General features: G+C 43.0%; 20 protein-coding genes. 17 read left to right on the top strand and 3 right to left on the bottom strand.

The features are described from left to right. Positions 1 to 29 precede the first annotated feature (29 nt). The 13 genes from gndA to tig all read left to right on the top strand — a co-directional run bounded on the left by gndA (position 30) and on the right by tig (position 13293). Positions 30 to 1454 carry an NADP-dependent phosphogluconate dehydrogenase gene (gene gndA / locus OVN21_RS08495; RefSeq protein ID WP_267248060.1) on the top strand — a complete coding sequence of 475 codons (1425 nt, stop codon included), beginning with the start codon at positions 30 to 32 and terminating at the stop codon, positions 1452 to 1454. A gap of 11 nt (positions 1455 to 1465) precedes the next feature. Then, positions 1466 to 2155 (top strand): response regulator transcription factor, encoded by a 690-nt coding sequence (locus tag OVN21_RS08490; RefSeq protein WP_267248059.1) that lies wholly within the window; start codon positions 1466 to 1468, stop codon positions 2153 to 2155. A gap of 122 nt (positions 2156 to 2277) precedes the next feature. After that, a complete protein-coding gene (locus OVN21_RS08485; protein WP_267248058.1) occupies positions 2278 to 3606 on the top strand; it encodes a trypsin-like peptidase domain-containing protein in 1329 nt (442 codons plus the stop codon). Positions 3607 to 3623: 17 nt separating this feature from the next. Continuing rightward, entirely contained in the window at positions 3624 to 4850 is a 1227-nt protein-coding gene (locus OVN21_RS08480) for an N-acetylmuramoyl-L-alanine amidase family protein (RefSeq protein WP_323744050.1), read from the top strand. 117 nt (positions 4851 to 4967) lie between these two features. Then, entirely contained in the window at positions 4968 to 5846 is an 879-nt protein-coding gene (gene mvk / locus OVN21_RS08470) for a mevalonate kinase (RefSeq protein ID WP_267248057.1), read from the top strand. Then, a complete protein-coding gene (gene mvaD, locus OVN21_RS08465; protein WP_267248056.1) occupies positions 5828 to 6781 on the top strand; it encodes a diphosphomevalonate decarboxylase in 954 nt (317 codons plus the stop codon). The genes mvk and mvaD overlap by 19 nt, the downstream gene beginning before the upstream one ends. Beyond that, positions 6768 to 7775 carry a phosphomevalonate kinase gene (locus OVN21_RS08460; RefSeq protein WP_267248055.1) on the top strand — a complete coding sequence of 336 codons (1008 nt, stop codon included), beginning with the start codon at positions 6768 to 6770 and terminating at the stop codon, positions 7773 to 7775. The genes mvaD and OVN21_RS08460 overlap by 14 nt, the downstream gene beginning before the upstream one ends. Then, positions 7759 to 8760: a type 2 isopentenyl-diphosphate Delta-isomerase gene (gene fni, locus OVN21_RS08455; protein ID WP_267248054.1), complete on the top strand. Its 1002-nt coding sequence runs from the start codon at positions 7759 to 7761 to the stop codon at positions 8758 to 8760. The genes OVN21_RS08460 and fni overlap by 17 nt, the downstream gene beginning before the upstream one ends. Before the next feature lie 166 nt (positions 8761 to 8926). After that, positions 8927 to 9625, top strand: a complete 699-nt coding sequence (liaF, locus tag OVN21_RS08450) for a cell wall-active antibiotics response protein LiaF (RefSeq protein WP_267248053.1) — start codon at positions 8927 to 8929, stop codon at positions 9623 to 9625. Further along, the gene (locus OVN21_RS08445; protein ID WP_267248052.1) at positions 9622 to 10620 is read left to right on the top strand and encodes a sensor histidine kinase; all 999 of its coding nucleotides are present in this window, start codon (positions 9622 to 9624) and stop codon (positions 10618 to 10620) included. The genes liaF and OVN21_RS08445 overlap by 4 nt, the downstream gene beginning before the upstream one ends. A 9-nt stretch (positions 10621 to 10629) precedes the next feature. After that, positions 10630 to 11262: a response regulator transcription factor gene (locus OVN21_RS08440; protein ID WP_267248051.1), complete on the top strand. Its 633-nt coding sequence runs from the start codon at positions 10630 to 10632 to the stop codon at positions 11260 to 11262. Next, a complete protein-coding gene (locus OVN21_RS08435; protein WP_267248050.1) occupies positions 11263 to 11919 on the top strand; it encodes a DNA alkylation repair protein in 657 nt (218 codons plus the stop codon). It begins immediately after the preceding gene. A 90-nt stretch (positions 11920 to 12009) separates the two neighbouring features. Further along, on the top strand, positions 12010 to 13293 hold the full coding sequence (gene tig / locus OVN21_RS08430) for a trigger factor (protein WP_267248049.1): 1284 nt from the start codon (positions 12010 to 12012) through the stop codon (positions 13291 to 13293). 156 nt (positions 13294 to 13449) lie between these two features. Here the strand turns inward: tig and OVN21_RS08425 are convergent, their stop codons facing one another. From OVN21_RS08425 to rnhC, 3 genes are all read right to left on the bottom strand, one after another. Next, positions 13450 to 15819: an ATP-dependent RecD-like DNA helicase gene (locus OVN21_RS08425; protein WP_267248048.1), complete on the bottom strand. Its 2370-nt coding sequence runs from the start codon at positions 15817 to 15819 to the stop codon at positions 13450 to 13452. A gap of 62 nt (positions 15820 to 15881) precedes the next feature. Further along, a complete protein-coding gene (gene lepB / locus OVN21_RS08420) occupies positions 15882 to 16496 on the bottom strand; it encodes a signal peptidase I (RefSeq protein ID WP_267248047.1) in 615 nt (204 codons plus the stop codon). Beyond that, a complete protein-coding gene (gene rnhC / locus OVN21_RS08415) occupies positions 16493 to 17380 on the bottom strand; it encodes a ribonuclease HIII (protein ID WP_267248046.1) in 888 nt (295 codons plus the stop codon). Before rnhC ends, lepB begins: the two co-directional genes overlap by 4 nt. Before the next feature lie 86 nt (positions 17381 to 17466). Here rnhC and zapA point away from each other — a divergent pair, with 86 nt between their 5' ends. The 4 genes from zapA to OVN21_RS08395 all read left to right on the top strand — a co-directional run bounded on the left by zapA (position 17467) and on the right by OVN21_RS08395 (position 22650). Continuing rightward, positions 17467 to 17769: a cell division protein ZapA gene (zapA, locus tag OVN21_RS08410; RefSeq protein ID WP_267248045.1), complete on the top strand. Its 303-nt coding sequence runs from the start codon at positions 17467 to 17469 to the stop codon at positions 17767 to 17769. After that, positions 17766 to 18314 (top strand): CvpA family protein, encoded by a 549-nt coding sequence (locus tag OVN21_RS08405; protein WP_267248044.1) that lies wholly within the window; start codon positions 17766 to 17768, stop codon positions 18312 to 18314. The genes zapA and OVN21_RS08405 overlap by 4 nt, the downstream gene beginning before the upstream one ends. A 101-nt stretch (positions 18315 to 18415) precedes the next feature. Further along, positions 18416 to 20752, top strand: a complete 2337-nt coding sequence (locus tag OVN21_RS08400) for an endonuclease MutS2 (protein WP_267248043.1) — start codon at positions 18416 to 18418, stop codon at positions 20750 to 20752. Positions 20753 to 21042: 290 nt separating this feature from the next. Continuing rightward, positions 21043 to 22650: a CTP synthase gene (locus tag OVN21_RS08395; protein WP_267248042.1), complete on the top strand. Its 1608-nt coding sequence runs from the start codon at positions 21043 to 21045 to the stop codon at positions 22648 to 22650. Positions 22651 to 22739: the final 89 nt, after the last annotated feature.

Below are 22739 nucleotides of genomic sequence, written 5' to 3'. Positions count from 1 at the left end.
TAAAACAAATGAAACAAGAGGAGTGTCAAATGACAAAAGCTAACTTTGGTGTCGTAGGTATGGCCGTAATGGGTCGTAACCTTGCCCTAAATATCGAATCTCGTGGTCATACAGTTGCCATTTACAACCGTAGTAAAGAAAAAACAGAAGACGTGATTGTTTGCCATCCTGAAAAGAACTTTGTACCAAGCTATGACGTTGAAAGTTTTGTAAACTCAATCGAAAAACCTCGTCGTATCATGCTGATGGTTCAAGCTGGACCTGGTACAGATGCTACTATCCAAGCCCTTCTTCCACACCTTGACAAGGGTGATATCTTGATTGACGGAGGAAATACTTTCTACAAAGATACTATCCGTCGCAATGAAGAATTGGCAAACTCAGGTATCAACTTTATCGGTACAGGGGTTTCTGGTGGTGAAAAAGGTGCCCTTGAAGGTCCTTCTATTATGCCTGGTGGACAAAAAGAGGCCTACGAATTGGTTGCGGATGTTCTTGAAGAGATCTCAGCTAAAGCACCAGAAGATGGCAAACCATGTGTGACTTACATCGGTCCTGATGGAGCTGGTCACTATGTGAAAATGGTTCACAATGGTATCGAGTATGGTGACATGCAATTGATTGCAGAAAGCTATGACTTGATGCAACACTTGCTAGGCCTTTCCGCAGAAGATATGGCGGAAATCTTTACTGAGTGGAACAAGGGCGAATTGGACAGCTACTTGATTGAAATCACAGCCGATATCTTGAACCGTAAAGACGATGAGGGTCAAGATGGCCCAATCGTAGACTACATCCTTGATGCCGCAGGTAACAAGGGAACTGGTAAATGGACTAGCCAATCAGCACTTGACCTTGGTGTGCCATTGTCACTCATCACTGAGTCAGTATTTGCACGTTACATTTCAACTTACAAAGAAGAACGTGTGCATGCTAGCCAGGTCCTTCCAAAACCAGTTGCCTTCAAATTTGAAGGAGATAAGGCTGAATTGATTGAAAAAATCCGTCAAGCTCTTTACTTCTCAAAAATCATTTCATATGCACAAGGTTTTGCCCAATTGCGTGTAGCTTCTAAAGAAAACAACTGGGACTTGCCATTTGCGGACATCGCATCTATCTGGCGTGATGGCTGTATCATCCGTTCTCGTTTCTTGCAAAAGATCACAGATGCTTACAACCGCGATGCTGATCTTGCAAACCTTCTCTTGGATGAGTACTTCTTGGATGTTACTGCTAAGTACCAACAAGCAGTGCGTGATATCGTAGCTCTTGCTGTTCAAGCTGGTGTACCAGTACCAACGTTCTCAGCAGCTATCACTTACTTTGATAGCTACCGTTCAGCTGTTCTTCCAGCTAACTTAATCCAAGCACAACGTGACTACTTTGGTGCCCACACTTACCAACGTAAAGACAAAGAAGGCATCTTCCACTACTCTTGGTATGACGAAAAATAAGTAGGCCTGCCATGGGGAAACGGATTTTATTACTTGAGAAAGAAAGAAATCTAGCTCATTTTTTAAGTCTGAAACTCCAAAAAGAGCAATACCGAGTTGATCAGGTAGAAGAGGGACAAAAAGCCCTTTCCATGGCTCTTCAGACGGACTATGACTTGATTTTACTAAATGTTCATCTGGGGGACATGACGGCCCAGGATTTTGCAGACAAGCTGAGTCGGACAAAACCAGCCTCAGTAATCATGGTCTTAGACCATCGCGAAGAATTGCAAGATCAGATTGAGACAATCCAGCGCTTCGCCGTTTCTTCCATCTATAAGCCAGTGATTATTGATAATTTGGTAGCTCGTATTTCAGCGATTTTCCGAGGTCGGGACTTTATCGACCAACACTGTAGTCAGATGAAAGTCCCAACGTCTTACCGCAATTTGCGTATGGATGTTGAACAACATACAGTCTATCGTGGCGAGGAGATGATTGCTCTGACGCGTCGTGAGTATGACCTTCTGGCTACTCTTATGGGAAGCAAGAAAGTCTTGACTCGTGAGCAGTTGTTGGAAAGTGTTTGGAAGTACGAAAGTGCGACAGAGACCAATATCGTGGATGTTTATATCCGTTATCTACGTAGCAAGCTTGATGTAAAAGGTCAAAAAAGCTACATTAAAACCGTGCGTGGTGTTGGGTACACCATGCAAGAATAGGAAAGCAGTTGCAGTCGTGTAACTGCTTTTTTTCAAATGGAGAAAGGGATGTCTTTTCGTTTTTTTCTTTGTGTTGACAGAGACGAACAGGTATGTTACAATTTTTTTGGAGGATAAAATTAATGAAGAAAACTTTTTATAAAAAATTGGGGATTTCAATTGTTGCTAGTACTTTGTTAGCTAGTCAGCTACCGGCAGTATCTGCTTTGACTGTTATTTCTAGTACAGGTGAAGAATATGAGGTAAGTGAAACATTACAAGAGAGTCCAGGAAATAATAATTTTTCACTTCCCGATATTTCACCAACTTATGGTCAATATTATACAAATCAGTCAGAAGTCATTATTGGCAAAAATGATTTAATTAAGGTAAAAAATACTTTACAATATCCTTATTCTACATCAGCTTACGTGGAAGCAGAATTTAATGGTATGAATGCTAGTTTTAGAGGAAGTGCTAGTTTCGTAAAAGATAACATATTGATTACAGCGGCTCATGTTATTCCTGCGGCTACCCCAAGCAAGAATCCTATTGGGAAAATAAAGGTAAAAGAAGTTCGTTATCTAAAAGAATTTCAAAACACAGCTTCAAATGAGCTTACTACCTATGATTTAGCAGTTCTAATTCTGGAAGAACCAATTGGTTCTCAATTAGGTACGCTGGGGCTTCCGAGTAATTTAGGAAATCTTGAAGGTACAGGGGCTACTATTACTGGATATCCAGCTATGAGTAGTGCAAAGCAAATGTATACTGACTCTAAGGATGTTGTAAAAGATACGGGAGATTTTCTAATGTATCAAATAGATACTTTAGGAGGAGCTAGTGGATCTGCCGTATATGATAGTAGTTATAGAATGGTCGGTGTTCATGTATCTGGTAGTTCTGCTGGACAAATGAACTATGCTGTTAAGTTAAATGAGAAGGCTCTATCTTTTATTTATTCTGTTATTCAAGGACATTCTATTGATGGGTGGAAGTTTATTAGTGGTACTTGGTATTATTATAAGAATAGTACGAAACAAACAGGTTGGCAAAAGATAAATGACACTTGGTACTATCTAGACGCTTCTGGTAAGATGCTCACAGATTGGCAAAAAGTATCTGGGGAATGGTATTATCTTGAATCTTCTGGCGCAATGGCAACAAGCTGGAAATATATACGTGGCAAATGGTACTATTTTGATTCCTCTGGTGAAATGGCAACGGGGTGGAAATACCTCCGAGGTAAATGGTATTACTTAGATAAGAGCAATGGAGACATGAAGACTGGTTGGTACAAAGATGGCTCAACATGGTACTATCTAGATCCTTCTAATGGAGATATGAAAACCGGATGGATAAAAGTATCAGGTGAATGGTATTATCTCAATTCAAGTGGTGCTATGGTTACAGGTAGTCAGACGATTGATGGTAAAGTTTATAACTTTGCTTCATCTGGTAAGTGGATTTAATATTGGAGGGGATATAAGTGAAACTTTTGAAAAAAATGATGCAAGTTGCACTAACAGCATTTTTCTTTGGTTTGCTAGCTACAAATACAGTATTTGCGGATACCACGGGTGGACAGTTTGTTGATAAGGATAATAGAAAATACTATATAAAAGATGACCACAAAGCGATCTATTGGCATAAAATAGACGGTGAAACCTACTATTTTGGTGATGGAGGGGAGATGGTTGTCGGTTGGCAATACTTAGAAATTCCTGGGACGGGGTATCGTGATGATTTATTTGATAACCGTCCAGTTTTCGAAATTGGCCTTCAACAGAAGTGGTACTACTTTGGACAAGATGGGACTCTCCAAGAATTTGTTGGCTGGCAACAGTTAGAACTTAAGGATTCATTAAATGTTGGCAAAAAATATGGTGAAGGCTTTGAAGGCCCAGAAGTCCTTAAATTAGCAAATTATTACTTTAATGAAGATCATTCTCTAAAGACAGGTTGGTTCTACGATCAATCTAACTGGTATTACTTAGCAAAAACAGGTTATTCAGGGAAAGACTACCTTGGTGGTGAGAGACGTGCGGGTTGGATAAACGATGATTCGACTTGGTACTATTTAGATCCAACAACTGGGATTATGCAAACAGGTTGGAAATATTTTGGCAATAAGTGGTACTATCTCCGTTCATCAGGAGCTATGGAAACTGGCTGGTATCAAGATGGTTCAACTTGGTATTATCTAGATACTCAAAATGGCGATATGAAGACAGGCTGGGCTTATGTTGGCAATAAGTGGTACTACCTCCGTTCATCAGGAGCTATGGAAACTGGCTGGTATCAAGATGGTTCAACTTGGTATTATCTAGATACTCAAAATGGCGATATGAAGACAGGCTGGGCTTATGTTGGTAACAAGTGGTACTATCTCCGTTCATCAGGAGCTATGGCGACAGGCTGGCTTCAAGACGGCTCCACTTGGTACTACCTCAATGCAAGTAATGGCGATATGAAGACAGGCTGGGCTTATGTTGGTAACAAGTGGTACTATCTCCGTTCATCAGGAGCTATGGCGACAGGCTGGCTTCAAGACGGCTCCACTTGGTACTACCTCAATGCAAGTAATGGCGATATGAAGACAGGCTGGTTCCAAGTTAACGGTAAATGGTACTACGCCTATAGTTCAGGTGCTTTAGCAGTTAGTACAAGAGTGGATGGCTACTACGTCAACTATAATGGCGAATGGGTCCAATAATGAAAGAGGCGATTGTGAAGGAAACAATCGCTTTTTTTGTGAAAATATAATAAAATAGATAGGAGAAAATACTACTGTGAAAAGTGAGACAGTCTTTTCGTCTAGTAAAAGGAAAACATGACCAAAAAAATTGGTGTCGGTCAGGCACATAGTAAGATTATTTTAATAGGAGAGCATGCGGTCGTTTACGGTTATCCTGCCATTTCCCTGCCTCTTTTAGAGGTGGAGGTGACTTGTAAGGTAGTTCCTGCTGAAAGTCCTTGGCGCCTCTATGAGGAGGACACCTTGTCCATGGCTGTGTATGCTTCGTTAGAATATTTAGAGATTAAAGAAGCCTGCATTCGCTGTGTGATTGACTCGGCTATCCCTGAAAAACGGGGAATGGGTTCGTCAGCGGCTATTAGCATAGCGGCTATTTGTGCGGTATTTGACTACTATCAAGCCGACCTGCCTCATGATATATTGGAAATCCTGGTCAATCGGGCTGAGATGATTGCCCATATGAATCCGAGTGGTTTGGATGCTAAGACCTGTTTAAGTGACCGACCTATTCGTTTTATCAAGAACGTAGGATTTACAGAGCTTGAGATGGACCTATCTGCCTATTTGGTCATTGCCGATACGGGTGTTTATGGTCACACTCGTGAAGCCATCCAAATGGTTCAAAGCAAGGGGAAGGATGCCCTACCGTTTTTGCATGCTTTGGGAGAATTGACCCAGCAGGCAGAAGATGCGATTAGACGAAAAGATGCTGAAGGATTGGGACAAATCCTCAGTCAAGCGCATTTACATTTAAAAGAAATTGGTGTTAGTAGCCCTGAGGCAGACTCCCTCGTTGAAACGGCTCTTAGCCACGGTGCTCTGGGTGCCAAGATGAGCGGTGGCGGGCTTGGAGGCTGTATTATAGCCTTGGCAGATAATTTAACACACGCACAAGAACTAGCAGAAAGATTAGAAGAGAAAGGAGCTGTTCAGACATGGATAGAGAGCCTGTAACAGTACGTTCCTACGCAAATATTGCCATTATCAAATATTGGGGAAAGAAAAAAGAAAAAGAGATGGTTCCTGCTACTAGTAGTATTTCTTTGACTTTGGAAAATATGTACACAGAGACGACTTTGTCATCTCTACCGACGGATGCGACAGCTGATGCCTTTTATATCAATGGTCAGCTACAAAATGAGGCGGAGCATGCCAAGATGAGTAAGATTATTGACCGCTACCGTCCAGCTGGGGAAGGTTTTGTCCGTATCGATACTCAAAACAATATGCCGACTGCGGTGGGCTTGTCCTCTAGTTCTAGTGGTTTGTCTGCCTTGGTCAAGGCTTGTAATGCTTATTTCAAGCTTGGTTTGAATCGGAGTCAGTTGGCGCAGGAGGCTAAGTTTGCCTCAGGTTCTTCCTCTCGGAGTTTTTATGGACCACTAGGTGCCTGGGATAAGGATAGTGGAGAAATTTACCCTGTAGAGACAGACTTGAAACTAGCTATGATTATGTTGGTGCTAGAAGACAGGAAAAAACCAATCTCTAGCCGTGATGGGATGAAACTTTGTGTGGAAACTTCGACGACTTTTGCCGACTGGGTGCGGCAGTCTGAGAAAGACTATCAGGATATGCTGGTCTATCTCAAGGAAAATGATTTTGCCAAGGTTGGGGAATTGACGGAGAAAAATGCCCTTGCTATGCACGCTACGACCAAAACAGCATCACCAGCCTTTTCTTATCTAACGGATGCAAGCTATGAAGCCATGGACTTTGTTCGCCAGCTTCGTGAGCAAGGGGAAGCCTGCTACTTTACTATGGATGCTGGTCCCAATGTCAAAGTCCTCTGTCAAGAGAAAGACTTGGAGCATTTATCAGAAATCTTCGGTCAACGTTATCGCTTGATTGTGTCAAAAACAAAGGATTTGAACCAAGATGATTGCTGTTAAAACTTGCGGAAAGCTCTATTGGGCAGGTGAATATGCTATTTTAGAGCCAGGGCAGTTGGCCTTGATAAAGGCCATTCCTATCTATATAAAAGGCGAGATTGCTTTTTCTGATAGTTATCGTATCTATTCGGATATGTTTGATTTCGCAGTAGATTTGACGCCAAATCCTGACTATAGCTTGATTCAAGAAACAATTGCTTTGATGAATGATTTCCTCGCTGATTGTGGGCAAACCTTGCGACCTTTTTCTTTGGAAATTCGAGGAAAAATGGAACGAGAAGGGAAAAAGTTTGGTTTAGGCTCTAGTGGCAGCGTCGTTGTCTTGGTTGTCAAGGCTCTGCTAGCTCTGTATAAGCTTTCGGTTGATCAGGATCTCTTGTTCAAGCTGGCTAGCACTGTCTTGCTCAAGCGAGGCGACAATGGTTCTATGGGAGACCTTGCCTGTATTGTGGCAGAAGATTTGGTTCTCTACCAGTCTTTTGATCGCCAAAAGGTGGCTGCTTGGTTGCAAGAAGAAAGCTTGGCAACAGTTTTGGAGCGTGATTGGGGCTTTTCTATCTCACACGTACAACCTGCCCTAGAATGTGATTTCCTAGTGGGATGGACCAAAGAAGTGGTCGTATCGACTGACATGATCCAGCAAATCAAGCAAAACATAGACCAGAACTTTTTAACTTCCTCAAAAGAAACGGTGTCTGCTTTGGTAGAAGCCTTAGAACAAGGAAAAGCAGAAGAAATCATCAAGCAGATGGAAACAGCCAGTCAGCTTTTAGAAGGCTTGAGCGCAGATATTTACACGCCTTCGCTGAGACAGCTGAAAGAAGCCAGTCAAGATTTGCAGGCTGTTGCCAAGAGTAGCGGGGCTGGTGGTGGTGACTGTGGCATTGCCTTGAGTTTTGATATGCAATCAACCGAAACCTTAAAAAATCGCTGGGCTGATCTGGGGATTGAGCTCTTATACCAAGAAAGGATAGGACATGACGACAAATCGTAAGGACGAGCATATCCGCTATGCCCTTGAGCAAAAAAGCTCCTATAATAGCTTTGATGAGGTTGAGTTAATCCACTCTTCGCTACCGCTCTATGACCTAGATGAGATTGATTTGTCTACAGAATTTGCAGGTCGAAAGTGGGACTTTCCTTTTTATATCAATGCCATGACGGGTGGGAGCAAAAAAGGTAAAGAAATCAATCAAAAACTGGCTCAGGTGGCAGAAACCTGTGGGATTTTGTTTGTAACGGGCTCTTATAGTGCAGCTCTCAAGGATCCAACAGACGACACTTTTTCTGTCAAATCTAGCCATCCAAATCTCCTCCTTGGCACCAATATTGGATTGGACAAGCCTGTTGAGTTAGGACTTCAGACTGTGCAAGAGATGAATCCACTTCTCCTGCAAGTGCACGTCAATGTTATGCAGGAATTACTCATGCCGGAGGGAGAAAGGAAGTTCAGAAGCTGGCAATCGCATCTAGCAGATTATAGCAAGCAAATCCCCGTTCCCATCATTTTAAAGGAAGTGGGTTTTGGAATGGATGTGAAGACCATCGAGAGAGCCTATGAACTGGGTGTTCGAACCTTTGACCTGTCAGGTCGTGGTGGCACCAGCTTTGCCTATATCGAAAACCGTCGCAGTGGTCAGCGTGATTACCTCAATCAATGGGGACAATCCACCATGCAAGCCCTTCTCAATGCCCAAGGCTGGAAAGACAAGGTCGAACTCTTGGTCAGCGGAGGCGTTCGGAATCCGCTGGATATGGTTAAGTGCCTGGTCTTTGGTGCCAAGGCTGTGGGATTGTCACGAACCGTTCTGGAATTGGTTGAAACCTACTCGGTAGAGGAAGTGATTAGCATTGTCCAAGGATGGAAAGCAGATTTACGTTTGATCATGTGTGCCCTTAACTGTGCCACCATAGCAGATCTGCAAAAAGTAGACTATATACTTTATGGCAAACTAAAAGAAGCAAAAGATCAGATGTAGAGAGGTCGGGACAAGAATCCCGCCTTTTTTTGTAGCCTTTTGTCAACTGTGGTGGGTTGATGAAACCTAGCTTCTAAGAGCAATTTCTGTCCCATCGCCTTTTTCCATCCTCAGACCGAGGTGACTTTTTTGAATTGTGATAAAATAGAAGGGAGAGGATGCAGCTATGAAAAAATTTCAAATCTTTTTATTTATTGAAGCCTGTCTTTTGACGGGAGCTCTGATTTTGATGGTATCAGAGCATTTTTCGCGTTTCCTGCTGATTCTGTTCCTCTTTTTGCTCTTGCTACGCTATTATACAGGGAAAGAAGGCAACAATGTTTTCCTCCTTGTGGCGACCATTCTTTTCTTTTTCATCGTCATGATCAATCCCTTTGTGATTCTAGCGATCTTTGTGGCAGTTATCTATAGCCTCTTTCTTCTCTACCCAATGATGAACCAAGAAAAAGAGGAGACTGACCTGGTTTTTGAAGAAGTCGTGACGGTAAAAAATGAACGCAATCCTTGGTTTGGCAATCTCCATCATTTTTCAAGTTACCAGACTTGCCAGTTTGATGATATCAATCTTTTTCGTCTTATGGGTAAAGACACCATTCATCTGGAGAGGGTGATTCTAACCAATCATGATAATGTTATTATCCTTAGAAAGATGATAGGAACGACCAAAATCATTGTGCCTGTTGATGTGGAAGTTAGTCTCAGTGTTAACTGTCTCTATGGGGATTTGACTTTTTTCAGTCAGCCCAAGCGTGCCCTCCGCAATGAACACTATCATCAGGAAACGAGAGATTATCTCAAGAGTAACAAGAGTGTCAAGATTCTCTTGACTACTATGATTGGAGATGTGGAGGTGATCAGAGGATGAAAAAACAAGCTTATGTAATCATTGCCCTCACCTCTTTTCTGTTTGTCTTATTTCTGTCCCACAGCTTGCTGGACATCCTTGACTTTGACTGGTCTATTTTCTTGCACGATGTCGAAAAAACAGAAAAATTTATCTTTTTGTTGTTGGTATTCAGTATGTCCATGACCTGTCTCTTAGCCCTGTTTTGGCGAGGTGTGGAAGAGCTTTCTCTAAGAAAAATGCAGGCCAATCTCAAGCGTTTGTTGGCAGGGCAAGAAGTGGTTCAGGTTGCAGATCCAGATTTGGATGCCAGTTTCCAATCCTTGTCTGGCAAACTTAACCTTTTGACAGAAGCACTTCAAAAGGCTGAAAATCAAAGTCTTGCCCAGAAAGAGGAAATCATCGAGAAAGAACGAAAGCGGATTGCTCGAGATTTGCATGATACCGTCAGTCAGGAATTGTTTGCGGCCCACATGATTTTGTCAGGTGTCAGTCAGCAGGCTTTGAAGCTGGATAGAGAAAAGATGCAGATCCAGTTGCAAAGTGTTGCAGCCATCCTAGAAACAGCCCAGAAAGATTTGCGGGTCTTGCTCCTACATTTGCGACCTGTTGAGTTGGAAGAGAAGAGTTTGGTTGAGGGGATTCAAATCCTCTTAAAAGAGCTTGAGGACAAGAGTGATCTCAAGGTTAGTCTCAAGCAAAATGTGTCTAAATTGCCTAAGAAGATTGAAGAACATATCTTCCGTATTTTACAGGAATTAATCAGCAATACCCTTCGCCATGCCCAGGCATCTTGCCTAGATGTCTACCTCTATCAGACATATGTTGAAGTGCAGCTGAAAGTGGTGGATAATGGGATTGGTTTCCAGTTAGAGAGTTTAGATGACTTGAGTTATGGACTGCGAAATATCAAGGAGCGAGTCGAAGATATGGCAGGAACGGTTCAACTATTGACAGCTCCAAAGCAAGGACTGGCGGTTGATATCCGTATTCCCCTGTTAGATAAGGAATTATAAGGAGTAGAGATGAAAATTTTGCTGGTAGATGACCATGAAATGGTTCGATTGGGCTTGAAAAGCTATTTTGATCTCCAAGACGATGTAGAAGTTGTTGGCGAGGCTGCCAATGGGGCTCAAGGTATTGACTTGGCCTTGGAATTGCGTCCAGATGTCATTGTCATGGATATCGTCATGCCTGAGATGAATGGGATTGATGCAACTTTAGCCATCCTTAAAGAATGGCCTGAAGCCAAGATATTAATTGTCACATCTTACTTGGACAATGAAAAAATCATGCCGGTCTTGAATGCTGGTGCCAAAGGCTATATGCTCAAGACTTCTAGTGCAGACGAACTGCTTCATGCAGTTCGTAAGGTTGCTGCTGGCGAGCTGGCTATTGAGCAAGAAGTTAGTAAGAAGGTCGAATACCACCGCAATCATATGGAACTTCATGAGGAATTGACTGCGCGTGAACGAGATGTGCTTCAACTGATTGCCAAGGGCTACGAAAATCAGCGCATCGCAGAGGAACTCTTCATCTCTCTCAAGACGGTCAAGACCCATGTGTCCAACATTCTTGCCAAGCTTGAGGTTAGTGATCGCACCCAGGCAGCGGTCTATGCCTTTCAGCACCACTTGGTCGGGCAGGAGGACTTTTAGATGAGTCTTGCAGATTTACTTGAGGAGATAGAAGCAATAAAAGCCCCTGAGAAAGCAGGCCTCATGGAAGCCTATATGCGTCATCAATTTCCCTTTCTAGGCATTGCAGGTTCTGAAAGAAATGTGCTCTATAGAAAATACTTTCCAAGCGCGAAAAAAACAAGAGTTATTGACTGGGATTTTGTAGATATCTGCTGGGAAAAGGAGTCTAGAGAATACCAGTATGTAGCTGCCAACTATTTGAAAGCTATGCAATCTTATCTAGCGAAGGATGATTTGCTTAAACTTGAGCGTCTGGTCGTGTTCAAGTCTTGGTGGGACACGGTAGATATCCTAGACCGAGTAGTAGGAAGTTTGGTGGCTAACCATCCGGAACTTGAAGAAGTGCTTTTAAAATGGAGCCTATCGGACAATATCTGGTTGAGGCGAGTCGCTATTGACCACCAGTTGTTAAGGAAAGAGAAAACGAATGTCCAACTGATGGAAAAGATCCTGCTCAACAATCTGGACCGGACAGAATTTTTCATCAACAAAGCCACCGGATGGGCTCTAAGAGACTACTCTAAAACCAATCCAGAATGGGTAGCACGCTTTATTGATAAAAATAAGAAAAGAATGTCTGAACTTAGTGTCAGAGAAGCGAGTATGTACCTCTAGCACTATCGAAAAGCGCATTCATTACTTGAAAAAAGTCGCTATTATATGGTATAATGGACTGTATTAAAAATTTTAAGGAGAAATGACAGAATGTCTGTATCATTTGAAAACAAAGAAACAAACCGTGGTGTCTTGACTTTCACTATCTCTCAAGACCAAATCAAACCAGAATTGGACCGTGTATTTAACTCAGTAAAGAAAACTCTTAACGTTCCTGGTTTCCGTAAAGGTCACCTTCCACGCCCTATCTTCGACCAAAAATTTGGTGAAGAAGCTCTTTATCAAGATGCAATGAACGCACTTTTGCCAGACGCTTATGAAGCTGCAGTAAAAGAAGCTGGTCTTGAAGTGGTTGCGCAACCAAAAATTGACGTAACTTCAATGGAAAAAGGTCAAGACTGGGTTATCACTGCTGAAGTCGTGACAAAACCTGAAGTAAAATTGGGTGACTACAAAAACCTTGAAGTATCAGTTGATGTAGAAAAAGAAGTAACTGACGCTGACGTTGAAGAACGTATCGAACGCGAACGCAACAACTTGGCTGAATTGGTTATAAAAGAAGGCGCTGCTGAAAATGGCGACACTGTTGTCATCGACTTCGTTGGTTCTATCGACGGTGTTGAATTTGACGGTGGAAAAGGTGAAAACTTCTCACTTGGACTTGGTTCAGGTCAATTTATCCCTGGTTTTGAAGATCAATTGGTTGGACACTCAGCTGGCGAAACTGTTGATGTTGTTGTAACATTCCCAGAAGACTACCAAGCAGAAGACCTTGCGGGTAAAGAAGCTAAATTCGTAACAACAATCCACGAAGTAAAAGCAAAAGAAGTTCCAGCTCTTGACGATGAACTTGCAAAAGATATCGACGAAGAAGTGGAAACTCTTGACGAATTGAAAGAAAAATACCGCAAAGAATTGACTGCTACGAAAGAAGAAGCATACAAAGATGCCGTTGAAGGTGCAGCAATCGATAAAGCTGTAGAAAATGCTGAAATCGTAGAACTTCCAGAAGAAATGATCCACGAAGAAGTTCACCGTTCAGTAAATGAATTCCTTGGAAACTTGCAACGTCAAGGGATCAACCCTGACATGTACTTCCAAATCACTGGAACTACTCAAGAAGACCTTCACAAACAATACGAGGGTGAAGCTGAGTCACGTACGAAGACTAACCTTGTTATCGAAGCAGTTGCCAAAGCTGAAGGATTTGACGCTTCAGAAGAAGAAATCCAAAAAGAAATCGAGCAATTGGCAGCAGACTACAACATGGAAGTTGCACAAGTACAAAACTTGCTTTCAGCTGACATGTTGAAACACGATATCACTATCAAAAAAGCTGTTGAATTAATCACAAGCACAGCAACAGTTAAATAATCTTATACTCTTCGAAAATCTCTTCAAACCACGTCAGCGTCGCCTTACCGTACTCAAGTACAGCTTGCGTGCGGCTATCTTCCTAGTTTGCTCTTTGATTTTCATTGAGTATTAATAAACAAAAAGCCCACCTGACTAGGTGAGCTTTTTGTTGCACTATTTTCCAAAAATTTCTTTTAAGTCTGCGTCTGTAATCCCAATCATAGCGGGAATACTAGACCAGTTTTCCTCGGTGAGGATGTAGGATTGTTCAGAGTCACTTGATGTGGCAGTTTCAGATAGGGCTTGTTTACTTTCTTCAATATTATTTTCAATTAAATCACTGAAACGCTCAATCAGATAGGTCTTACGAGCAGTCCCGATGTGCTTGACTGCATAGTCAAAGGCCTGTAATTCACCAAGAAGGATGAGCTTGCTCTTGGCCCGTGTGATAGCTGTGTAGATGAGATTCCGCTCCAGCATGCGCTTGCTAGCACTGGTGATGGGCAGGATGACAACAGGAAACTCACTTCCTTGAGACTTATGGATACTCATGGCATAGGCTAGTCGAATCTTGTACCATTCATTACGTGGGTAGACGACTTCATTGCCATCAAAATCAATGATAATCTCGTCTTGTTTGGACTCGGTGTATTTTCCAGGAATCAGGTCTGTGATGTAGCCTAGGTCTCCGTTAAAGACATTGACTTCGGCATCGTTGACTAGGTGAATGACCTTGTCGCCCTTGCGATAGAAGCATTGAGGAGCTTCAAAGCTTACTTGTCCTTTTTGGTAAGGATTCAGCAGGTCTTGCATGAGCTGGTTAATGGAATCAATCCCTGCAGTCCCGCGGTACATGGGCGCCAGAACTTGGATATCACGGGCAGGGATACCACTTCTGAGAGCAGCGCCTAAGATTTTCTCAATGGTGGCAGGAATATGACCACTAGCAATTTCAAAGTAGGAACGGTCTGCTTTTTTCTGGGTAAAATCAGCTGGCAAGATGCCCTGTCTAATCTGACTAGCTAGGGTGACGATGGTTGATTCTTCGCTTTGTCGATAAATTTTTTCCAAGCGAGTCTGAGGAATTAAAGGAATATGAAGCAGATCCGCTAGAACCTGTCCAGGACTGACAGAAGGCAACTGGTCGCTGTCGCCCACGATGAGAATTTTACTGTTAGAAGAGATATTGGAGAAGAGTTGGTTGGCCAGCCAAGTATCCACCATGGAAAATTCATCCACGATGATAAAGTCAGCATTCAGATAATCTTCCAGATGACTGGTATCATCGTCCCCTGTCATTCCTAAATGACGGTGTATAGTAGCGCTAGGCAAGCCTGTCAATTCATTCATACGTCGAGCAGCTCGACCAGTCGGAGCAGCGAGAAGGATAGGTAAGTTGCTTTTCTTCCTGAGGTCAAGTCCTTCTAAAAGGGCATAGACAGCGATAATCCCATTGATAACGGTCGTCTTACCTGTACCAGGTCCACCTGTTAGGATAAAGACCTTGTTCTGGATAGCATCACAGATAGCCTGTTTTTGGATGCTATCGTATTGGATACCTAATTCTTCCTCAACAGTAGCGATATGCTTTTGAATGGTTTCTAGATCCTGGCTCTTCTGTTTTCCTTTTTCAAGGATACGAACCAAGTGACTGCGAATGCCTTCCTCGGCGAAAAAGAGGCTGTTATCAAAGATTTTGGTATCAATCTGCTGAACCTTGTCTTCTTCAATCAGGTAGGAGAGTTCTTGGGCTACTTGGCTGGGATCCAGTTCCACGGGACGGGAAGACTCGAGGAGAGTAAGTGTCTTTTCCAGCAAGTCTCGAGCCTCCATATAGGTATCGCCCGTATCCATACAACCTTGAAAGAGACTGTGGACAAGGCCAGCACGGAAGCGTTCAGGAGCTTGACTTTCGATGCCTAGCTCCTCAGCTAATTGGTCAGCAATGGTAAAACCCAATCCCTTGATATCTTCAACCAGTTGGTAGGGATAATTTTCGACAATATCCAGCGTTTCTTCCTTGTAAAAGTCTTGAATCTGAAAGGCTAGTTTATTGGGAATACCGTAGTTGGCAAGTTTAGCCAAGACCATTTCTGTCCCATAGTTGAGACGGAGGGTGGAAACAAAAGCCTCACGGTTTTTGGCAGAGAGTCCTGCAATACTTTCCAGCTTTTCAGGATGCTCCAGGATTTCGTCAATGGTATTGTCACCATAGCTATCCACGATTTTCTGAGCAGTTTTGAGACCAATTCCCTTGAAATGGCTACTCGAAAAGTACTTGACTAGCCCTTTTCTGGTTGGTTTTGCCCGTTCATAACGGCTGATCTGAAGCTGTTCCCCATACTTAGAGTGCTGAACGATTTGTCCCCAAAAAGTGTAGTCTTCACCCTCAATCACGTCCGCCATGGTTCCTGTAACGATGATTTCAAAATCGTCAAAGTCCTCTGCGTCCGTATCTTCGATATCTAAGAGGAGAATGCGATAAAAATTACTGGGATTTTCAAAAATAATGCGTTCAATGGTTCCTGAAAAATAAACTTCCATAGGTTTCCTTTGCTTGAGTTCGTGAGAGTTGGACCCTTAGCTTCTTTCAACAAGCTAGAAGACTAAAAGGTTCCGATACGGTTAAGTGGCCAGAAACGGAATTTTGCTTCACCTTTGATATCGCTCGCCTTGAAGGTACCGACATGGCGGCTGTCGCTAGAGACTAGACGATCGTCACCGAGGAGAAGGTACTCACCTTTAGGGACAGTAAAGCTGAAGCTGGTATTGAAATTAACATCGACTGTAAAGGCCTGTGCCTTTTGAGCAAGTTCTCTAAAGTAAACTCCCTTATTGCCTTCAAATCCTTTTCCAGTATAGGTGTTCTGCAACTTTTCTGTTTTGAACAAGTTGAGGTATTCAGCTAGGTAGGGTTCATCCGTTTCTTCACCGTTGATAAAGAGTTTGTCATTTTCGTAGCGGATGGTATCTCCAGGCATGCCGATGACCCTTTTGACAATGTCTTTATTTCCGTCTTCCTCATGCGCAACAACGATGTCGAAGCGGTCAATTGGGAGGTGTTTGACGACGAAGAGAACCTCTCCGTCAGCTAGGGTAGGGTCCATCGAGTGTCCTTCCACACGGACATTGCTCCAAAGGAAGATGCGGCTAAGGCCTACCAGTGCGATAACCAGGAAGATAACTCCCCATTCTTTTATAAATGATTTTAAATAGTTCATGGTTTACCTCTATAGAAGTTTTTTGCTTTTTCAGTGTTTTTAAAATGCAGTTTGGCGCAGAAATGAAGTCCCTTCATACCATAGACTTGAAGGATTTTGCTAGCAACCTTATCAGATGCAGTTCCAGCGCCACTTGGCAGTTGATAGCCTAGTTCTCGTTCAAGATTTTCCAAGTTTTTAAGGAAGAGATCCCGCGCGATGATAGAGCTAACCGCAACAGCTAGGTATTTGCCCTCGGCTTTTTCTTCCAAAGTGATCTTATTTGGAAAACGGTTGGCTTCTTGCGCCAAGTACTTGTCATAGTTTTTAGGATTTGTAAAAGCGTCAATCACGATTTTTTCTGGCTGGACTCCTTTTTGAAGCAGGAGAAAAATAGCCTGATTGTGAAGGACAACTTTTACAGAAACAGCATTGTAACGCTCTCCGATAACATCGTTGTACTTGCTTGGTGAGAGAAGCAGTGCCTGGTGTTGGATTTTTTCTTTGAGGATAGGGGCAATCTGACGGATCTTTTGGTCGGTCAGAGTTTTAGAATCCCCCACACCTAGTTTTCGCAAGAAGGCATGCTGGTCAGGTGTGACAAAGGAAGCCACAACTGCAAGCCCACCAAAGTAGGAACCATTTCCCACCTCATCAGTCCCAATCATAGGAAAATCTTGTCCACTGTTTTCTTGTTGAACCTGATAGCCAAAGAAACTGGCGTATTGCTCGGCAGCTTCGCCCTGCAGGAGGACTTTTCCAGAAGTATAGATGGAAACCGTTGCCTGAGGCAGTCTCAAAAAATAGCGAATATAAGGATTTTTACTAGGACTGAGAGTCTTCTCATACTGACTTAAAAAGCTCTGAATTTCCTGTTCACTTGGTGTGAGTGTGATACTTGCCATAGTCTCTATTGTACCACAAAAGCAGGAGAATTGGTAAAAACTGACAAAGTTAGCGAAATTTGGTATAATATCGTGAGGTGAATTTTATGGCAAATCTAAATCGATATAAGTTTACATTCGGGAAAAAGACATTAACCTTGACAACCGAGCATGGCAACCTCTTTATGGAGGAAATTGCTAAGGTTGCGACTGAAAAATACCAAGCAATTAAAGAACAAATGCCTGGGGCGGATGATGAAACCATTGCGCTTCTTTTGGCGATCAATTGTCTGTCTACACAACTCAACCGTGAGATTGAATTTGATGACAAGGAGCAAGAGTTGATAGAGCTCCGCCACAAGTTGATTGCTGTTAAACAAGAACAGAGTAAGATTGAGGACTCCCTATGATTTCAATCCTACTCTTATTGGTTCTGGCTTGGGGCTTTTACATCGGCTACCGTAGAGGTTTGGTCCTGCAAGTTTATTATTTCCTCCTTGCAGTGATTTCAGCCTTTGTTGCGGGGCAGTTTTATAAATCACTGGGCGATCACTTCCACTTGCTTGTCCCTTATGCCAATCCTCAGGAAGGACAGGGAACCTTTTTCTTCCCTTCAGACCAGCTGTTTCAGCTAGACAAGGTCTTTTATGCGGGCCTAGCCTACCTTCTAGTTTTTGGAATTTGTTACACTATCGGACGTTTTATCGGTTTGTTCCTGCACTTGATTCCAACTAAAAAGCTAGATATCAAATGGTTTCGTATCGGATCAGGCCTATTGTCGCTATTGGGAACCTTATTTGTCTTGCAAATGGCTCTGACCATTCTTGCAACGGTGCCTCTGGCAGTCATTCAAAATTCACTCGAAAAAAGTACAGTAGCCAAACACATCATCCAAAGTGTCCCTTTTACGACAAACCTTCTCAAACAACTCTGGGTGACAAATTTAATCGGATAAAAAGGGCGGGATTTTTCCTAGCCCTTTGTTTACAGATTGGACGACTAGGTCAAAATCTCTAGTTGCTATAATCTTGTAAACCAGTATTACAAGGAAAAAATATGAATACAAAAATACTAGAAACCTTAGAATTCAATAAAATCAAAGCCTTGTTTGAACCTCATCTCTTGACAGAACAAGGACTAGAGGAGTTAAAAGGCTTGGCTCCAACTGCCAAGGCGGATAAGATCAAGCAAGCCTTTACAGAGATGGAGGAGATGCAGGCGCTTTTTGTGGAGCAACCTCACTTTACCATCCTAGCGATGCGTGAGATATCAGCGGTTTGTAATCGTCTGGAGATGGGAGCAGACCTCAATATTGAGGAGTTTCTACTCCTCAAACGGGTCTTACTTGCTAGCAGAGAGTTGCAAAGTTTTTATGCCAATCTCGAAAACGTACGCTTGGAGCAGTTGGCGAGATGGTTTGAAAAACTACATGATTTCCCACACTTGCAAGGGAGTCTCCAAACCCTAAATGATGCAGGATTTATCGAAAATTTTGCTAGCGAAGAGCTAGCACGCATCCGTCGGAAAATCCATGATAGCGAGAGTCAAGTTCGAGATGTCTTGCAAGACTTACTTAAACAAAAAGCGCAGATGTTGACGGAAGGCATAATCGCTAGCAGAAATGGCCGTCAAGTCTTACCAGTCAAGAACACCTATCGCAATAAGATTGCAGGTGTTGTTCATGACATCTCTGCCAGTGGAAACACGGTCTATATCGAGCCACGTGAGGTCGTGAAACTGAGCGAAGAAATTGCTAGTCTGCGAGCTGACGAACGCTATGAGATGATTCGCATCCTACAGGAGCTCTCGGAACAGGTCCGCCCTCATGCTGCGGAGATTGCTAATGACGCTTGGATTATCGGCCATCTGGATCTGATTCGTGCCAAGGTGCGTTTCATCCAAGAAAGACAAGCAGTTGTGCCTCAGCTATCAGAAAATCAGGAAATTCAACTGCTCCATGTCTGCCATCCTTTGGTCAAAAATGCCGTCGCAAATGATGTCCATTTTGGTCAAGATTTAACAGCTATTGTCATTACAGGTCCCAATACAGGTGGGAAGACCATCATGCTTAAAACTCTCGGATTGACGCAGATTATGGCCCAGTCTGGTTTGCCGATTTTAGCAGATAAGGGAAGTCGTGTTGGTATTTTTGAAGAAATTTTTGCTGATATTGGCGATGAGCAGTCTATTGAGCAGAGCTTATCTACCTTCTCTAGCCACATGACCAATATTGTGGATATTCTTGGCAAGGTCAATCAACATTCACTCTTACTCTTGGATGAGTTGGGGGCTGGTACAGACCCTCAAGAGGGAGCAGCCCTCGCCATGGCTATTCTGGAGAACCTTCGCCTGCGTCAAGTCAAGACCATGGCGACGACCCACTATCCAGAACTCAAGGCCTACGGTATTGAGACAGCCTTTGTGCAAAATGCCAGCATGGAGTTTGATACTGTAACTCTTCGCCCGACCTATCGCTTTATGCAGGGAGTTCCTGGCCGAAGTAATGCCTTTGAGATTGCCAAACGCCTGGGCTTGTCAGATGTTATCGTAGGGGATGCCAGCCAGCAGGTTGATCAGGATAATGACGTCAACCGTATCATTGAGCAACTGGAAGAGCAGACGCTTGAAAGTCGTAAACGTTTGGACAATATCCGTGAGGTGGAGCAAGAAAATCTCAAGATGAATCGTGCTCTCAAAAAACTCTACAACGAGCTCAATCGTGAAAAGGAAATCGAGCTTAACAAGGTGCGTGAACAGGCTGCTGAGATTGTGGATATAGCCCTAAGTGAAAGTGACCAGATTCTCAAAAATCTCCATAGTAAATCTCAACTTAAACCCCACGAAATCATTGAAGCCAAGGCCAAATTGAAAAAATTGGCCCCTGAAAAAGTGGACTTGTCCAAAAACAAGGTCCTTCAAAAGGCCAAGAAAAAACGAGCTCCAAAGGTGGGGGATGATATTGTGGTCCTCAGTTATGGACAGCGTGGTACCTTGACCAATCAGCTTAAGGACGGCCGTTGGGAAGCCCAAGTCGGTTTGATCAAGATGACCTTGGAAGAGAAAGAATTTGATCTTGTTCAGACTCAGCAAGAGGCTCCAGTCAAGAAAAAACAAGTCAATGTTGTGAAACGTGCATCTGGTCGTGGCCCACAAGCGAGACTGGATCTTCGTGGCAAACGGTACGAAGAAGCCATGAAGGAGCTGGACGCCTTTATTGACCAAGCCCTGCTTAACAATATGGGCCAAGTCGATATCATTCATGGTATCGGAACAGGTGTCATCCGTGAAGGAGTCACCAAATACCTACAAAGAAACAAACATGTCAAGAGTTTCGGCTATGCCCCACAGAATGCTGGAGGCAGTGGTGCCACCATTGTAACCTTTAAAGGATAGAGAGAAGAAGGAGTCAACCTTTCTGAAAAAAAGAAATGAAAACTAAAAATTTTACCAATTCGGGTTGACAAATGTTCTTCTTTAAGGTATTATATTGTTCGGGCACCTCTTTTAGAGGTCGGGGCTCCCTAGTTCTTAGGGAGCTATTTTTGTTTTTTCAAGAAGTTATCTTCTTGTATTTTAGTTGTGAATCTGGTGCAGTCGTCCCAGATTATTCTGATTAGTAGGGTCTTGTTTTCTATGTCCCCTCGTAGTCAACAAGACCTTGAGCATTTTAGAAAGAGGAATCTATGTCTACGAAATATATTTTTGTAACTGGTGGTGTGGTATCGTCTATTGGGAAAGGGATTGTGGCAGCAAGCCTGGGCCGTCTCTTGAAAAATCGTGGTCTCAAAGTAACCATTCAAAAGTTTGACCCTTATATCAATATCGATCCGGGAACCATGAGTCCTTACCAGCATGGAGAAGTCTTTGTGACAGATGATGGGGCTGAGACAGATTTGGACTTGGGTCACTATGAACGTTTCATCGATATTAATCTTAACAAATATTCCAACGTGACAACTGGTAAAATTTACAGTGAAGTTCTTCGTAAAGAACGCCGTGGAGAATACCTTGGGGCAACTGTCCAAGTCATTCCTCATATCACAGATGCTTTGAAAGAAAAAATCAAGCGTGCCGCTGTAACGACCGACTCTGATGTCATTATCACAGAGGTTGGTGGAACAGTAGGAGATATCGAGTCCTTGCCATTTTTAGAGGCTCTTCGTCAGATGAAGGCAGATGTGGGTGCAGATAATGTTATGTACATCCATACAACCTTGCTTCCATACCTCAAGGCTGCTGGTGAAATGAAGACCAAACCAACTCAACACTCTGTAAAAGAATTGCGTGGTTTGGGAATCCAGCCAAATATGTTGGTCATTCGTACAGAGAAACCAGCTGGGCAGGGCATTAAAAATAAACTAGCTCAGTTTTGTGATGTGGCACCAGAAGCTGTTATCGAATCGTTGGACGTTGAACACCTTTACCAAATTCCATTGAATTTACAGGCACAAGCTATGGACCAAATTGTCTGTGACCATTTGAAGCTAGACGCACCAGCAGCGGATATGACAGAGTGGTCAGCTATGGTGGATAAGGTCATGAACCTCAAGCAACAAGTTAGAATTTCCCTTGTCGGTAAGTATGTGGAGTTGCAAGATGCTTACATCTCGGTGGTTGAAGCCTTGAAACACTCTGGTTATGCCAACGACGCAGAAGTGAAGATTAATTGGATCAATGCCAATGATGTGACGGCCGAGAATGTGGCAGAACTCTTGTCTGATGCGGACGGAATCATCGTACCAGGCGGTTTCGGTCAACGTGGTACGGAAGGGAAAATCCAAGCCATTCGCTATGCGCGTGAGAATGATGTTCCAATGTTGGGAGTCTGCTTGGGAATGCAGTTGACTTGTATCGAGTTTGCTCGTCACGTTTTGGGCCTTGAAGGGGCCAATTCTGCAGAACTTGCACCAGATACAAAATACCCTATCATTGATATCATGCGTGACCAGGTTGATGTTGAGGATATGGGTGGAACCCTTCGTTTGGGACTCTATCCATCTAAGTTGAAACGTGGTTCTAAGGCAGCAGCAGCTTATCACAATCAAGAAGTGGTGCAACGCCGTCACCGTCACCGTTATGAGTTTAACAACGACTTTCGTGAACAGTTTGAGGCAGCAGGCTTTGTCTTTTCAGGAGTTTCTCCAGACAATCGTTTGGTCGAAATTGTGGAAATTCCTGAAAATAAATTCTTTGTGGCTTGTCAGTATCATCCTGAACTTTCCAGCCGTCCAAACCGTCCAGAAGAACTCTATACTGCCTTTGTTACTGCAGCGGTTGAAAATAGTAACTAGTTATCTTCTAATCTCTGAGAATAATCTCAGAGGTTTTTTAATTCATTCAGGAACTCAGGCGCTTGCCAATAAGAATCAGAAGTTTTCTT

The organism is Streptococcus sp. Marseille-Q5986 (genome assembly GCF_946902915.1).
Taxonomy (GTDB): domain Bacteria; phylum Bacillota; class Bacilli; order Lactobacillales; family Streptococcaceae; genus Streptococcus.
The sequence above is the reverse complement of the archived record's forward strand: the minus strand, read 5'-3'. Positions and strand labels throughout refer to the sequence as shown.